This is a genomic window from Streptomyces sp. NPDC025793 (assembly GCF_055558375.1).
In genome coordinates this window covers 23074-38665 of record NZ_JBVHMR010000007.1, presented here as the reverse complement: position 1 = coordinate 38665, position 15592 = coordinate 23074, and the positions used below count along the sequence as shown (strand labels likewise).

Annotated in this window: 11 protein-coding genes and 1 pseudogene; 5 read left to right on the top strand and 7 right to left on the bottom strand. The window is 70.8% G+C overall.

Annotation, left to right across the window (positions count from 1 at the left end; translation table 11 throughout):
- Window position 1: 1 nt before the first annotated feature.
- A pseudogene (locus ACZ4MF_RS15975) lies at window positions 2-190 on the top strand (hypothetical protein); the annotation flags it as partial.
- Between the two features lie 136 nt (window positions 191-326).
- Here the strand turns inward: ACZ4MF_RS15975 and ACZ4MF_RS15970 are convergent.
- Entirely contained in the window at window positions 327-2144 is a 1818-nt protein-coding gene (locus ACZ4MF_RS15970) for a phosphoenolpyruvate carboxykinase (GTP) (protein ID WP_467492608.1), read from the bottom strand.
- Window positions 2145-2445: 301 nt separating this feature from the next.
- Here ACZ4MF_RS15970 and trhA point away from each other — a divergent pair, with 301 nt between their 5' ends.
- From trhA to ACZ4MF_RS15950, 4 genes are all read left to right on the top strand, one after another.
- Window positions 2446-3159 carry a PAQR family membrane homeostasis protein TrhA gene (gene trhA, locus ACZ4MF_RS15965; RefSeq protein ID WP_467492607.1) on the top strand — a complete coding sequence of 238 codons (714 nt, stop codon included), beginning with the start codon at window positions 2446-2448 and terminating at the stop codon, window positions 3157-3159.
- Between the two features lie 110 nt (window positions 3160-3269).
- Window positions 3270-4823: an MFS transporter gene (locus ACZ4MF_RS15960; protein WP_467492606.1), complete on the top strand. Its 1554-nt coding sequence runs from the start codon at window positions 3270-3272 to the stop codon at window positions 4821-4823.
- Between the two features lie 11 nt (window positions 4824-4834).
- Window positions 4835-5467: a TetR/AcrR family transcriptional regulator gene (locus tag ACZ4MF_RS15955; RefSeq protein WP_467492605.1), complete on the top strand. Its 633-nt coding sequence runs from the start codon at window positions 4835-4837 to the stop codon at window positions 5465-5467.
- A 33-nt stretch (window positions 5468-5500) separates the two neighbouring features.
- Window positions 5501-6223 (top strand): Mut7-C RNAse domain-containing protein, encoded by a 723-nt coding sequence (locus ACZ4MF_RS15950; RefSeq protein ID WP_467492604.1) that lies wholly within the window; start codon window positions 5501-5503, stop codon window positions 6221-6223.
- Here ACZ4MF_RS15950 and ACZ4MF_RS15945 read toward each other — a convergent pair.
- From ACZ4MF_RS15945 to ACZ4MF_RS15920, 6 genes are all read right to left on the bottom strand, one after another.
- Complete coding sequence (locus ACZ4MF_RS15945; RefSeq protein WP_467492603.1) at window positions 6220-8619, bottom strand: galactose oxidase-like domain-containing protein; 2400 nt, start codon at window positions 8617-8619, stop codon at window positions 6220-6222. The two genes, ACZ4MF_RS15950 and ACZ4MF_RS15945, sit on opposite strands and share 4 nt — an antisense overlap.
- Window positions 8616-9785 (bottom strand): glycosyltransferase, encoded by a 1170-nt coding sequence (locus ACZ4MF_RS15940; protein ID WP_467492602.1) that lies wholly within the window; start codon window positions 9783-9785, stop codon window positions 8616-8618. The genes ACZ4MF_RS15945 and ACZ4MF_RS15940 overlap by 4 nt, the downstream gene beginning before the upstream one ends.
- On the bottom strand, window positions 9782-11428 hold the full coding sequence (locus ACZ4MF_RS15935) for an ArnT family glycosyltransferase (protein ID WP_467492601.1): 1647 nt from the start codon (window positions 11426-11428) through the stop codon (window positions 9782-9784). The genes ACZ4MF_RS15940 and ACZ4MF_RS15935 overlap by 4 nt, the downstream gene beginning before the upstream one ends.
- Window positions 11425-12693, bottom strand: coding sequence for a glycosyltransferase (locus ACZ4MF_RS15930; protein ID WP_402063921.1), 1269 nt, complete (start codon window positions 12691-12693; stop codon window positions 11425-11427). Before ACZ4MF_RS15930 ends, ACZ4MF_RS15935 begins: the two co-directional genes overlap by 4 nt.
- Window positions 12694-12917: 224 nt before the next feature.
- Entirely contained in the window at window positions 12918-14954 is a 2037-nt protein-coding gene (locus tag ACZ4MF_RS15925) for a thioredoxin domain-containing protein (RefSeq protein ID WP_467492600.1), read from the bottom strand.
- On the bottom strand, window positions 14935-15525 hold the full coding sequence (locus ACZ4MF_RS15920) for an ArsR/SmtB family transcription factor (RefSeq protein ID WP_467492599.1): 591 nt from the start codon (window positions 15523-15525) through the stop codon (window positions 14935-14937). The genes ACZ4MF_RS15925 and ACZ4MF_RS15920 overlap by 20 nt, the downstream gene beginning before the upstream one ends.
- Between the last annotated feature and the right edge of the window lie 67 nt (window positions 15526-15592).

Genomic DNA, 15592 nt, shown 5'->3' with positions numbered 1-15592 from the left:
CCGGCAGGACGTCCCGGAGGCGGTGGACGCCTTCGTCCGCACCCGCTGGTGAACCCGGCCGACCCCGGGCACCGCGCCGCCCGAGCGGCATCCGGAGCGCCGGCTCGGCGCGCTGCACGAGGAGGCCGAGCGGCTGGCCTCGGCGCTGCGGGACGCGGAGGGGCGCCGGCAGGAGGCGCACACGCGGTACTGGAGGACCGGGGCAACTGACACGGGTGCCCCGCACGCCGTTGTGCGGGGCACCCGGGGTCGTCCCACGGCCGGTCGTGACGATCGCTGGTCAGGGCATCCCAACCGGCCGTGGAGTCCGGGGCGGGGCTACGGCACTAGCCGAGGCGCTCCACCAGGGCGTGGTACTGGTCCCACAGCTCCTTCGGGGTGTGGTCGCCGAAGGTGTTCAGGTGCTCGGGGATGAGCGCGGCCTCCTCGCGCCACACCTCCTTGTCGACCGTGAGCAGGAAGTCCAGGTCGGACTCGGACAGTTCGAGACCGTTCGTGTCCAGCGCGCCCTTCGCGGGGAGCACGCCGATCGGGGTCTCGACGCCCTCGGCCCTGCCGTCGAGGCGGTCCACGATCCACTTCAGGACGCGGGAGTTCTCGCCGAAGCCCGGCCAGACGAACGCGCCCTCGTCGTTCTTGCGGAACCAGTTGACGTAGTAGATCTTCGGCAGCTTGGCCTGGTCCTTGTCCTTGGCGACGTCGACCCAGTGGCCCATGTAGTCGCCCATGTTGTAGCCGCAGAACGGCAGCATCGCGAACGGGTCGCGGCGCAGCTCGCCGACCTTGCCCTCGGCGGCGGCGGTCTTCTCGGAGGCCACGTTGGCGCCGAGGAAGACGCCGTGGTTCCAGTCGAAGGACTCGGTCACCAGCGGCACCGCGGAGGCGCGGCGGCCGCCGAAGAGGATCGCCGAGATCGGCACGCCCTTGGGGTCCTCCCACTCGGGCGCGATGATCGGGCACTGGGCGGCGGAGACCGTGAAGCGGGAGTTGGGGTGCGCGGCGGGCTCGGCCGAGTCCGGGGTCCAGTCGCGGCCCTTCCAGTCGGTCAGGTGGGCCGGGGTCTCCTCGGTCATGCCCTCCCACCACACGTCGCCGTCGTCGGTGAGCGCGACGTTGGTGAAGACCGCGTTGCCCCACAGGGTCTTCATCGCGTTGGCGTTGGTGTGCTCACCGGTGCCGGGCGCGACGCCGAAGAAGCCGGCCTCGGGGTTGATCGCGTACAGGCGGCCGTCCTCGCCGAACCGCATCCAGGCGATGTCGTCGCCGATGGTCTCCACGGTCCAGCCGGAGATCGTGGGCTCCAGCATGGCGAGGTTGGTCTTGCCGCAGGCGCTCGGGAAGGCGGCGGCGACGTACTTGGACTCGCCCTGCGGCGGGGTGAGCTTGAGGATCAGCATGTGCTCGGCCAGCCAGCCCTCGTCACGCGCCATGACGGAGGCGATGCGCAGCGCGTAGCACTTCTTGCCGAGCAGGGCGTTGCCGCCGTAGCCGGAGCCGTAGGACCAGATCTCGCGGTCCTCGGGGAAGTGCGAGATGTACTTGGTGGAGTTGCACGGCCACGGAACGTCCTGCTGGCCCTCCTCCAGCGGGGCGCCGAGGCTGTGCACGGCCTTCACGAAGAAGCCGTCGTCGCCGAGTTCGTCGAGGACGGCCTGGCCCATGCGCGTCATCGTGCGCATGGAGACGGCGACGTAGGCGGAGTCGGTGATCTCCACGCCGATCGCGGACAGCTTGGAGCCGAGCGGGCCCATGCAGAAGGGAACGACGTACATCGTCCGGCCGCGCATCGAGCCGCGGAAGATCCCCTTCTCACCGGCGAAGATCTCCCGCATCTCGGCGGGGGCCTTCCAGTGGTTGGTGGGGCCGGCGTCCTCCTCCTTCTCGGAGCAGATGAAGGTCCGGTCCTCGACGCGCGCGACGTCGGACGGGTCGGAGGCGGCGTGGTAGGAGTGCGGGCGCTTGATCGGGTCGAGCTTCCTGAACGTTCCCTTGGCGACCAGTTCTTCGGCGAGCCGCTCGTACTCGGCCTCGGAGCCGTCGCACCAGACCACGCTGTCCGGCTGCGTCAGTTCGGCGATCTCGTTGACCCACGAGATCAGTTCCTGGTGGTTGGTGGGGAGGGGAGCCGCGTTGTCGCGCGCCACGGTTGCTCCTAAGTGAGGGTTTTTGGTTTGTCGCCCCGTGGGGGCCGCGACCCGGATGCTTCGCCGCGCCGATCTTGCGCGCGCTCATCCGGTGCCGACCGCACTCATTTGATCATCCGATGCGAATGCCCATCTGTCCAGGGGGCATCACAGGTGAGCGACGTGACCCATGCCACGATTTTCATCGAGTTCCATGATTCTTTGCGTCCATGTTGGATTCAGCGGAAAGTTCTTTTGCGTTTTCCCTGGTCACCATCAGCCGTTGACGGACGACTTACGGTGTCGTAGGTACCATGCGCGCATGACTGCGTCCGCCCCCGACGCGCCCACGGACACGCCGGCCCACGGCCGCGGTCCCACCGCGCTCTCCTTGCCGCAGCAGGTCAAGCCGAAGCTGCGTGGCTGGCTGCACCTCGGCATGTTCCCGGCCGTACTCATCGCGGGGCTGGTGCTCACCGCCCTCGCCGACTCCACCAGAGGCCGCATCGCCTGCGGCATCTACATCCTGACGGCCTGCCTGCTCTTCGGCGTCAGCGCGCTGTACCACCGGGGCAACTGGAGCCCGCGGATGGACGGCATCCTGCGCCGCCTCGACCACGCCAACATCTTCCTGATCATCGCGGGCACCTACACCCCGCTGACCCTGCTGCTCCTGCCGGGCGGCAAGGGCGAGTGGCTGCTGTGGGGGATCTGGGCCGCCGCCGCGGCCGGCATCGTCTTCCGCGTCTTCTGGGTCGGCGCCCCGCGCTGGCTCTACACGCCCTGCTACCTCGCGATGGGTTGGGCGGCCGTCTTCTTCCTGCCGGACTTCATGCGCACGGGCGGCATCGCCGTCCTGGTCCTCGTGATCGTCGGCGGCCTGCTCTACAGCGCCGGCGGCGTCGTCTACGGCTTCAAGCGGCCGAACCCGTCACCGCGCTGGTTCGGCTTCCACGAGGTCTTCCACTCCTTCACGCTGGCCGCGTTCGTCGTGCACTACGTCGGCATCTCGCTGGTGGCGTACCAGCACGCGTAACCCCCACCGCTCACCACGGCCACAGCTCACCCGAGCTGTGGCCGTTTTTCATGCGCGTGACACCACCTCCCCATTGACAGTAACCATATTTTGAGAGCTACTCTCATTTCATGGTTGCTGTCACTGCGAACCCTCGACGCTGGTGGGCCCTCGGGGCCCTGGTCGCGAGCATGCTCACGCTCGGCTTCGACATGACGATCCTCAACGTGGCGCTGCCGACGATGGCCGCCGAGCTGGGCGCCGGGACCGGCGAGCAGCAGTGGATGGCGGACGCGTACGTCGTCGTCTTCGCCGCCCTGATGCTCCCGGCCGGCCTCCTCGGCGACCGGTTCGGGCGGCGCCGGATGCTGATCAGCGGACTCGCCCTCTTCCTGGCCGGCTCCCTGATGGGCGCGCTGGCCCCCGACGTGAACTGGGTCGTCGCGGCCCGGGCGTTCATGGGCGTGGGCGGCGCGCTCGTCACCCCGCTCGCCCTGTCCGTGCTGCCCTCGCTCTTCGGCGCCGACGAGCGCGCCAAGGCCGTCGGCATCATCTCCGCCGCCTCCGCGCTCGGCCTGCCGCTCGGCCCGATCATCGGCGGCTGGCTGCTGAACCACTTCTGGTGGGGCTCGGTCTTCCTGGTCAACGTCCCGATGGCCGCGATCGGCATCGCCGCCTGTGTCCTCCTGCTCCCCGAGACCGGCGACCCCGCCTCCCCGCGGGTCGACGTCCGGTCCGCCGCGCTCACCGCGACCGGCCTCGGCGCCCTCATCTACGCGATCATCGAGGCGCCCGACCGCGGCTGGCACGACCCCCTGATCGTGATGACGTTCGCGGCGGCCGCGGTGCTGCTCACCGCACTCGTGCTGCGCGAGCGGCGGGCCGAGCGCCCCATGCTCGACATGACGCTGCTGGCCCATCGCGGCTTCCTGTTCAACACGCTCGCCGCGACCCTGGTGATGTTCGTGCTGTCGGGCCTGCTGTTCGTGCTGCCTCCGTATCTCCAGGCCGTCCTCGGCCACGACGCCCTCGGCACCGGCGTGCGGCTGCTGCCGATGATGGGCGGCCTGATGGTGGCCGCGCGGGGCGCCCAGCCGGTCGTCGCCCGGTTCGGCGCGCGGGCCGTGGTGAGCGCCGGGCTGGTGGTGCTGGCCTTCGCCGCACTGCTCGGCAGCCGTACGACGGCGGGCTCCGGCTACGGCTTCGTCGCGCTGTGGCTGTCGATCACCGGTGTCGGCTTCGGCTTCGCCGTCGTGCCCGCGATGGACGGCGCCCTCGCCGCCCTGCCCCGCGACCGGGCCGGCAGCGGCTCGGGCCTGCTGATGACGCTGCGCCAGGTCGGCGCCGCCGTCGGCATCGCCCTGCTGGGCAGCCTGCTCGCCGGGATCTTCCGCGACCGGCTCGACGTCACCGGGCTGCCCCCGCACGCCGCGCACACCGCCGGCGACTCGGTGGTCGCCGCACACCTGATCGCCCGGCAGGCGGGCCCCGAGAGCGCGGCCCGCCTCGCCGCCTCCGCGAACGACGCCTACGTCCACGGCATGGGCGTGACCTTGCTGGTGTGCGGGATCGCCGCGCTGGCCGCCGCGCTGCTGGCGGCGGTCCTCCTGCCGAGGACGGCGTCACCCGCGCGGGAGGCGGAAAGCGACGGCGCCGCCATGGTCGTCGCCGCGGAGGATGCCTGACAATGAACCGTATGACGGCCGCACGTTCCCCCCTCTCCCCCGCCGAGCGCCCCCAGCTGGGCCTGCGCGAACGCAAGAAGATCAAGACCCGCGAGGCGATCCGCACCGCGACGTACGCGCTGATCAGGGAGCAGGGGTACGACGCCACGACCGTCGAGCAGATCGCCGAGCGGGCCGAGGTGTCGCCGTCGACCGTCTTCCGGTACTTCCCGACCAAGGAGGACATCGTCCTCACGGACGAGTACGACCCGCTGATCGTGGCGGAGTTGCGCGCCCGGCCCGCCGGCGAGCCGTGGATGGAGTCGATGCGGCACGTCATGCACAAGGCCCTGGAGGCCGGCACGGGCGAGGACCCCGAGGTGGTGCGCCTGCGCACCCACCTCACGGTGCAGGTCCCCGCCGTCCGCTCCCGGATGTTCGAGAGCATGTCGGAGACCGGCCGCCTGCTCCGCGGCGCCCTCGCGGAACGCTACGGCCTGGACCCCGACGCCCTGGAGGTCCGCGTCTACGCGATGTCCCTGATCGGCGGCCTGATGGAGGTCTCCATGTACTGGGCCGAGAACGACTTCGCGGGCGATCTGGGCGACCTCATGGACCGGGCCCTGACCGTCCTGGACCGGGGCCTGCCCCACGAAAACCGCTGAGAGCGCCCCGCCCGGGCATGCGATGCTGACGAGGTGAACGCAGCCGAGATCCACGTCGAAGTCGCCCCCGCGCTCCATGTGTTCGTACCGCAGTCCCGGCGCGGTGGTGCGACGGCGCTGGCCACCGACGGCGTCTCCACCCTCGGCCATGTCATCGAGTCCCTGGGCGTCCCGCTGACCGAGGTCGGCGCGCTGGTCGTGGACGGCCGCGAGGTGCCCGTGTCGCACATTCCGCGGGCGGGCGAGCAGGTGCGCGTGCGCCCCGTCGAGCGCCCCCAGCGGGTCCCCGGCGCCCCGCTCCGCTTCCTCCTCGACGTCCATCTGGGCACCCTGGCCCGCCGCCTGCGCCTCCTCGGCGTGGACACGGCGTACGAGTCGACGGACATCGGCGACCCCGCCCTCGCCACCCGCTCGGCGGCCGAGAAACGCGTGATGCTCAGCCGCGACCGGGGCCTGCTGCGCCGCCGCGAACTGTGGGCCGGGGCCTTCGTCTACAGCACCCGCCCCGACGACCAACTCCACGACGTCCTCGACCGCTTCGCGCCCGACCTGCGCCCCTGGACCCGCTGCACGGCCTGCAACGGCCTGCTGAAGCAGGCCACGAAGGACGAGCTGGCCGACCGGCTCAAGTCCGGCACCCAGCGCTCGTACGACGTCTTCGCCCAGTGCACGTCCTGCGGCCGGGCGTACTGGAAGGGCGCGCACCACGACCAACTGGAGGCGATCGTGGAACGCGCCCTGTCACAGCGCGGCTAACGCCTGCTCGCATCCCCCTTGTCGCACGCGGTTCCGTTCCTGTTCCGGTCCAGCCCCAGCGGGTCGTCGCCGCCGTTGACCTTCAGGAGCCCGTAGCCGTTGCGCTTCAGCCAGGCGCACCGGGCGGCCGTCGTCTTCCGCACCCCGGGCGGGAAGGCCGTCGGCACGCACACGTTGATCGAGCCGTAGTGCCGGTCGCAGCCGGAGAGGGTCGGGCTGACCTGCTGGGACGTGCGCTTCTTGGCGGGGCCCGCGACCTTGCCGGTGAGGCCGTCGGCGAAGGCGTGGATGTGCGGGGACGCGGCGGTCAGGGCCGCCGGGCCCGTCAGGTGCACCCACTGGGCCACCGAGGGCACCCCGTTGGCGTCGACCGCGAAGAGCATGTACCAGCCGGGGGGCGCCAGGTTGGGGTTGTTCGTCACGTTCAGGTCGACGTTGTTGCCGTCGACCGAGAGGGGCAGGTCGACGAAGCGCTGGTTGGGATCGGAGGAGTGGGTGACCGCTGCCGGGCGGATCAATTCCGCCTTGGCGATCGGGCGGTCGACGGTGATCCGCTGGGTGTCGCCGTACTTCCACTCCTGGCTGATCACCGAGGTGATCGTCGGCCGGGGACCCTTGTAGAGGTAGGGCGGGGTGTAGATCGACACGTTGTGGTTCCAGCTGCCGTTGCCCGGGTTGTCGCCGGTGGCCATCACCCGGCCGTCGGGCAGCAGGAACGCCGAGGAGTGGTAGCCGCGGGACTCGGGGTCGGCGGCGACCTGCTGGAAGGCGTTGGTGGCGGGGTCGTACAGCGAGGACTCGTACACCGGGTTGGCGCGGTTGTGCAGGGCGCCGCCGGTCTCCAGCACCTTGCCGTCGGGCAGCAGCACCGTGGAGACGTACATCTTGCCCTGGCTGCCGGTCTCCGGGACCTTGCCGTTGCCCAGGTCGACCGTGCCCTGCGGGACCGGCGGACCGGCGACGTACGACGGGTTCGCCTGCTTGAGGTCGATCACGTCGGTGAGGCGGCCCGCGTCCGGGTTGGAGTCGATGTTGCCGCCGCCGACCGTCAGCACCCGCTGGTCCTGCGCCGGAGGCAGCAGCACGGACGACGACTGGTCGCGCTCGTCCTTGTTCTGCAGTCCCGGGATCTGGGTGACCGTGTTGGCGCCGTAGTCGTAGATCGCCGAGCCGGTGCCGGGGATGTTGTTGCCGAAGACATGGCTGCCCGTGTAGAAGAGGCGGCCGTCCTGCATGAGGACCATCGCCGGGTACAGGCCCCAGAACGACCAGGTCTGGTTGACCTTCCACGTCGGCAGCCACTGCTGGTCCTTGTCGGACCAGCGCTCGGCGGTCACGGACCCGGTGGAGTCCTCGCGCAGCCCGCCGAAGGTGATGACGTCACCGTTGCCCAGCTCGGTCGCCGACGGGTACCAGTGGCCGTCGTTGAGGTCGTTGGTCCTGGTGTAGGTCTCGGTCTTCGGGTCGAAGATGTACGAGTCCTTGAACCCCTCGTAGCCGTGGGTGCCGTTCGGGTCCGGATAGGACTTGTTGCCGCTCAGCACGAGCACCCGGCCGTCCTGCAACTGCACATGCCCCGCGCAGAACATGTCCTTCGGGGTGGGGATCACCTTGTACGTGCCGTTCACCGGGTCGTACACCGCGCTCGTGAACGTACCCGCGTTGAAGGCGTCCTGGCTGTTGCCGGAACCGGCGATCAGCAGCACCTTGCCGTTGCTGAGGACGACGGAGTGCATGGAACGCACCGGGTTCTGCGTCGGCAGGACGGACCAACTGCCGCCCGCGCACTGGTCGTTGGTGCCGGTGCACTGGGCGGGCGGGGTCACGTCCGGGACCTGGTCCATGGTGTAGTCGTCGGTGGTCGCCGAGCCGGTGCCGTAGACGGAGACACCCCAGGTGATGCGGTCGGTGCCGGGCGGGATCTCGGGGGTGCGGACGGTGGCCTGCGTCCAGGCCGAGGCCATGTCGAGGGTCTTGACGTCGGTCCAGTACTGCCAGCCGGCGGTCGTGTCGTGCCGGAACAGCGTGACGTTGGCGTCCGGGGTGGTGGTCTTGTACCAGACCCCGAGGTCGTACTGCTTGCCGACGGTCACGGCCGGTGCGCAGTCGGTGGACTCGGTCAGCATCGCCTTGCGGTCGCCGTCGACCCGGCGGGTCAGCGTGACCTTCATGGCATTCGACCCGGAGTGCGCGTCCGAGGTCGTCTCGAAGCTGAAGTCGTTGTCGCCCCAGCCCGATTTCTCCCAGCAGTACGGCATGCCGTCCGTGCCGGCGGTCTCGAAGCCGGGGTTCTTGATCAGGTTGGCGGCCTCGGCGCTCTGCGGCGCGGCCAGGAGCAGACCGGCGGTCAGGGCGCCCACCCCGGCCAGCGCGGTCCGTCTGCGGTACGTGCTCAAGCGGCTCTCCTTGCTCGGCTCCCCCGGCGGCGGGGGAGGTAGACCAGCGCTTCGGTCCCGACGAAGCGCAGGACGAACGTCATGACCAGCGCGAGTGCGGTGGCCGGCAGGGCGCCCATGCCGAACCGGCCGACGAGCAGCGCGATCAGCGGGATGCGCAGCACCAGGTCGGCGTTGGCGAGCAGCGTGAACCGGCCGAGCCGGTCCCACCAGCGGCGGTGCGCGCGCCGGTCGCGGAACAGCAGCTGCTCGATGAGCAGGAAGTTCCAGGCGACGCCGAGCTGGTTGGCGAGGATCTCGGCGGGCACGTAGTGCATGCCGAGGGCGGTGAGCGCCCACAGCCCGGCGAGGTTCGGCACGAACCCGCTCGCGCCGATCAGCCCGAAGCCGACCATGCGGGCGACGGGCGAGGCGGTGCGCAGTCCGGCCAGATGGCGCAGGAAGCGGAAGCCCTCCTGCGCGGTCGACTTGGACTCCCCCGCGAACCGGTCCTGGAAGACGAACGGCACTTCGGCGACCCGGCCCGTACGGCTGCGGACGGCCAGCTCCAGGAGGATCTTGTAGCCGAGAGGCTTCAGCACCTCGGCGCTGACCGCGCTGCGCCGGATGGCGAAGAAGCCGCTCATCGGGTCGCTGATGCCGTGCAGCCGGCGCGGGAAGAGGGCCTTGGTGAGCCAGGTCGCACCGCGCGAGACGGCCACCCGGTAGCCGCCGGCGAGCCCGGCCCGGCTGCCGCCCTCGATGTACCGGGAGGCGACGACGAGCCCGGCGTTCGCCCGCTCGCCGGTGGCCACCAACTCCGGTATCAGGGAGGGCGGATGCTGGCAGTCGCCGTCCATGACGACGATCCACTCCGAGGTCGCGGTCTTGATCCCCTCGACGACCGCCCCGCCGAGCCCGCCGACGGGTTCCGCACGGTGCAGCACGGCCACCGGGAACGGGCAGTCCTGGGCGGCCGCGCGGATCACCTCGGGCGTGCCGTCGGTGGAGTCGTCCACGAAGACGACCTCACAGGGCAGCCGCGCGGGCACCGACTCGGTGATCAGCCGCAGCAGCCGCCGGATGTTCGCGGACTCGTTGAAGGTCGGGACGACGACGGTGACGGCGCCGGGCTCAGCTATCTCTGCGGCGTCCAGGCCGGGTATCGGGGCGGTGTACTCGCTCATCGGGCGCCGCCCACTGCCTGGATCCGGCGGATCTCGATGCGGTCCGGGCCGCTGCCGAAGGTGGCGACCGGCACGGAGTGCTGGATGGCGGCCCTGACGCCCGGCAGGTCCCTGGCGTCGCGGCGGACGGTCGGCGAGGCGACGACGTAGTCGATGTCCCGCCAGCCGTGCGGCATGGTCCTGGTGACGGCCGGGTCGAGGTCGGCCTTGTAGAACCAGATGGCGCCGAGCCCGGGCCGGTATCCGGCGTGCACGAGGTCCAGCCAGAGGGCGTCGTCGACCAGGACCCGGGTCTCCTTCGGGTCCGCCACCTTCGTGCTGAGCCAGTGGGAGGCCTGCCGGTAGGGCTTGTTGGCGTCGGCGGTGACGGCGGTGCGGTCGCCGTCGTACCAGTGCGGTACGACATAGGCACAGGCCGCGAGGGTGAGCACGGCGACGGCCGCGTACCGGCCGCCGGTGACGTACCGCCTCTCGCCCTCGGTCCGCCGGCGGCGCAGCACCGCGTGTGCGACGCAGGCCACGCCGCCCGCCAGCACCAGGGCGAGGAAGGGCAGCGCGCCGATGATGTACATGGCGGGCAGATAGCCGTTCGGCCGCAGGGCGACGAGCGCGAGGATCGCCACGGCCAGGGCCGGTCCGGCGAGCGCGCGGGCGGTGCCGGACCAGCGCCGGGTGAGCAGCAGGAGCAGGGCTCCGGCGAGGCCGCCGAGGGGCAGGACGCGGTCGTAGTACAGCCAGGAGTGGAGCACGCCGTACGACCCCGAGCCCCGGTCGAGGAGGAAGCCGGAGCCGGGCCGGGACATCTGGTAGGTGATGCCGTCCCACAGGGACACGTGTCCGGCGCCGGGGAACAACTCGCCCTTCAGCAGCGCGAAGAGCGGGTAGGACAGGCCGATCAGGGCGCAGGCGGTGACGGCTCCGGTGAGGGCGAACTTGCGGGTGTCGCGGTGGCCGTGCCGCCACAGGGTGACGAACAGGGCGGGCAGGACGACGAGCATCGTCTCCTTGGTGAGCACGCTCGCGGCGGCGGCGAGGCCCGCGCCGAAGTGGTGCCAGAGGTGGCGGCTGGGCGAGGCGGCGAGGCAGAACGCCAGCAGCAGCCACATCACGGCGATGTTGTCGAGGAAGATCTCCCGGCTGAGGACGACCGCGAGCGGGGAGAGCCCGAACAGGGCCGTGCCGAGCGCGGCGGCCCAGCGGGGCAGCGAGAGCCGGCGGCCGAGGACGTAGACGAGGACCGCGCTGACGCCGCTGATCCCGAGCATGGCGAGGCGCATGGTGGCGACCGTCATGGAGCCGGGGCTGAGCGCCGAGGGGATCCAGCCGAGCAGGGCTATCTGGATCCAGCCGAGCGGCGGGTGGTCGTACCAGTAGGTGTAGTGGGCGAGGCCCCGGCCCTGCTGGACGGCCCAGGCCTGGGCGAGGTAGGTGCCCTCGTCGTCGCTGAGGGTCGGGTAGTCGGCGATGTTCCAGCCCTGGACGACGAGGATCACGACGAGCAGGGCGCCGCAGAGCAGCAGGTCGGGCCGGGAGGAGCGGAGCCGTACCGGTGGCTCGGCCTGGCCCGCCGGAGGGTCCGCGGGCACAGGCCGGCCCTGCGCGGGGACCGTGGCTGCGGTCACCGCGGGAAGAGTGGAGGTCACGCGGGAACGTCCTCTCGGATCGGCTCGGCCGCGGTGAGGTGCGCGCCGACGTGCGAGGTCAACTCCCAGTCGTTGCGCCCGCGTTGTTCGCGCCACACGGCGCGGATCGCGGCACCGGCGAGGAGGACCTGGTAGAAGGGGCCGCCCACGATGAGCTTGACGTAGTGGGTGAGGCGGACCCGCAGGCCGTACTGGACGCCGAAGTCGTGCAGCCCGACCACCTCGAAGACGAAGGTCACGACGGCGGTGACCAGCGGCAGGAAGGTGAGGAAGGCGACGCCGACGGGCACGTCGAGGAAGAGCGCGACGGCCGCGTTCAGCGGGATGACGACACCGGAGAAGGCCTGCATGAACGGGGTCATCAGGGTGTACCGGGCGAGCAACCGCTGCCCGAACCCAGGGAGTTCGCGCCAGTCCTTCTTCCGGTACACCTGGAGGAAGCCCTGGTTCCAGCGGGTGCGCTGCTTGAGGAGCGACATGAGCGAGCCCGGTGTCTCCTCGCGGGTGACCATGTCGGAGTCGTAGGCGACGACGACCTTCTTGCCGACGGACGAGAGCCGCACGCCCAGGTCGCAGTCCTCGGCCAGGCAGTCGGGGTCCCAGCCGTCGGCCTCCCTGAGGACCTGCGTCCGGACGAAGACGGTGTTGCCGCCGAGCGGGATGAACCCCTTCTGCGCGTGCAGGTGCAGCCGGGAGCGGAACCAGAAGAAGTACTCCAGGCAGTTGCGCAGGCTGTACCAGCTGGAGTGGAAGTTGATGAGCTGGACGCCGCCCTGGACGACGTCCGCGCCGGTCGCACGGAAGGCGTGGTCGACGTGGGCGAGCAGCTCCGGATGGACCTGGTCCTCGGCGTCGAAGACCCCGACGACGTCGCCGCGGCAGTGCGGCAGCGCCGTGTTCATGGCCTTGGGTTTGTTCTTCTTCTCGTGGGTGTCGACGACGACCCGCACGCGCGCGTCACGCGTGGCGGCCTTCTCGGCCACCTCCGTGGTCTCGGGGTCGTCGTGCCCGACGATCACGATGATCTCGAAGTCGGTGTGTGTGGACTCCAGCAGCCGCTGGATGGTGTGGTCGAGCACGGCTTGCTCGTGCCGGGCCGGCAGGAGCAGCGAGAAGGACAGCTGCTCGCCCCCCTCCGGTCTGCCGAAGCGGGTGGAGGCGAGCACCTCGGGCGTGCGCCACGCGTGCATCTGCCACCACAGGGTGAACGCCGCCATCCAGAAAAGGGCAAGCGAGACGGCAGCGATGAAGACAGACGTCAGCAAAAGATCCCCCCAGATCCCCCTGAAACCCCTGAGCGCACGACGGTCGGTCATCACCGGATCACCCGTCGTGTCGATGTGGAGATCGTAGGAGGGATCTGTGAAGCGTGGGAGCTCTTCAGATAAATAGCTTGTTTCGGAACGGGGGTGCGGTAAGCGGTATCTATCCGAACACCCGCTCACTATCGGACAGTTGCCGCTTACCGCCTGCCGTGCGTGTCCGCAGCTCAGTGCTCGTTCAGGGCCGTACGCAACCGCTCCGGATCGGTCGTCGGCGCCTCGCACGTGAAGTTACGGCAGACGTAGGCCGCGGGCTGACCTTCGACGAGCGGGCGGTCCGCGAGAAGCGGGAACTCGTCGCTCCCCGCCGCGCCCACGGCGACGACGGCACCGGGGGCGGTGCCCAGAAGTGCGGTGCGATGCAAGGCCGTTGCGCTCTTGTCGGGGGTGGTGCCGGTTCCGACGACGGCGATCTCCCGCGGCCCGTCGCGCAGGGCCTCGGCGACGGCGAGCCCCCAGCCGATGAACCGCGGCACACGCGGACCGAGCGTGGTGACGACCCCCAACGCCCGCTCGGCGGCGGTCCGATGGGGCTCGGAGCCGGTGTGCGCGGCGTAGCCGAGCAGCGCGCCCGCCGCGGCGGTCCAGCCGGAGGGGGTGGCGTTGTCGGTGGGGTCCTGCGGGCGGCGGATGAGCCGCTCGGCGTCGGCGGCCGTGTCGTACAGCGCGCCGGTGTCCGGGTCGGCGAAACGGGTGAGCACGTGGTCGAGGAGCAGCCCGGCGAAGTCGAGCCAGACGCCCTCCCCCGTGACGGAGGCGAGCGCGAGGAAGCCCTCGGCGACGTCGCCGTAGTCCTCCAGTACTCCGGCGTTGGCGCCGGCGCGGCCGTCCTTGCTGGTCCGGGCGAGCCGGGCGTGCTCGTCGAGGTGCACGCGCACGAGGAGGTCGGCGGCGCCGAGGGCGGCCTCGACCAGGTCGGGCCGGTCGAAGTAGGCGCCGGTCTCGGCGAGCGCGGCGATGGCGAGCCCGTTCCAGGCGGCGACGACCTTGTCGTCCCGTCCGGGCGCGGGCCGCTGCCGGCGCTCGTGGAGCAGCCGTTCCCTGATGGCGGCGATCTTCCCGGCGTCGAAGAGGGTGTCCCGCTGGGGAAGCTGGAGGACGGACTGCCCGTGCTCGAAGGTGCCCTCGTCGGTCACGCCGAAGTACTGGGCGGCGAGGTCGCCGTCCGCGTCCCCGAGGACGGCGCGCAGCCGCTCCGGCGTCCAGACGTAGTACGCCCCCTCGACGTGCCGTCCGCTGCCGTCGTCGCTGTCGGCGTCGAGCGCCGAGGCGAACCCGCCCTGTTCGGTGCGCAGTTCACGGACGAGGAAGTCGGCGGTCTCCAGGGCGACGCGCCGGGCGAGGTCGGCCCCCGTGGCCCGCCACAGGTGCGCGTACACGCGGCAGAGCAGCGCGTTGTCGTAGAGCATCTTCTCGAAGTGCGGCACGACCCAGTCGCGGTCGACGGAGTACCGCGCGAACCCGCCGCCCAACTGGTCGTAGATCCCGCCCCGGGCCATGCGCTCACAGGTGTCCCGGGCCATCTGCAGCGCACCCTCGGCGCCGGTGCGCGCGTGGTGCCGCAGCAGGAACTCCAGCACCATGGACGGCGGGAACTTCGGCGCCCCGCCGAATCCGCCGCGCTGCGGGTCGTACTCCCGGGTCAGCCCGAGCAGCGCCCGCGCCAGCTCCTCCTCGCCGGGCACCCGGTCGCCCTGGTGGCTGATCTCCCGCTGGGCGAGGTCGCGCACGATCTTCCCGGCGACCTCGCCGACCTCGTCCCTGCGGGTGTCCCACGCCTGCCGGACCCCTTCCAGCACCTGCCGGAAGGAGGGCATGCCGTGCCGGGGCGCGGGCGGGAAGTACGTGCCGAAGTAGAAGGGTTCGGCGTCCGGGGTGAGGAACACGGTCATGGGCCAGCCGCCCTGCCCGGTGGCGGCCTGCACGGCCTCCATGTAGACGGCGTCGACGTCGGGGCGCTCCTCGCGGTCGACCTTGACGCTGACGAAGTGTTCGTTGAGGTACTCGGCGGTGGCGTGGTCCTCGAAGGATTCGTGCGCCATCACGTGACACCAGTGACAGCTGCTGTATCCGACGCTCAGCAGCACGGGCCTGTTCGTCCTGCGGGCCTCGTCGAAGGCCTCGGCCGACCAGGGCCACCAGTCGACGGGGTTGTCGGCGTGCTGGAGGAGATACGGGGACGTCTCATGCGCCAGTCGGTTCACCGCTCCACTCTCCCACGGGCTCGGGGAGGGCGTAGAAACGCATCATCACCGGGCGCGCCCCCTCGGGCGCCTCCTCGCGCGCGTGCCCGAACCGGTCGAGCAGCGCGTGGTACTCGCGCATGAACGTGAGCAGTTCCTCCCGGGTCAGCCAGGTGCCGTGGCGCTGGATCTGGGCCCAGCCCTCGGGTCCGCGGTACTCCTCGTGGGCGCGCCGGTAGAGGGCGGAGTCGAACTCGATCTTGAGGTGGGCCAGTTCCGCGGCGGCCGCGTACTCCTCGGGGGCCATGGTGGCCGGGTCGGGGGTGGTGTGGCTGAACGGCAGCGACCGCCACCACCGCTCCCGCCCGCCGGACTTCTCCGGGATCTCCTCGATGAGCTTCTGCTCGGCGAGTTTGCGCAGGTGGTAGCTGGTGGTGCCGGAGCTCTCGCCGAGTTCACGGGCGAGCACGGTGGAGTTCGCCTCGCCGTGCCGGCCGAGGTATTCGAGGATCCGGCGGCGCAGCGGATTGCCGAGGGACTTGTAGAGGGCGGTGCGCTCCAGGCCGGTCATCTCGGGCATGCCGTCGGTCATGGCGCCACCGTAACCCTGAGAACCCTGAGACGTCCCCGATGAATGCCGAGATTTCTTTGCAGAATTT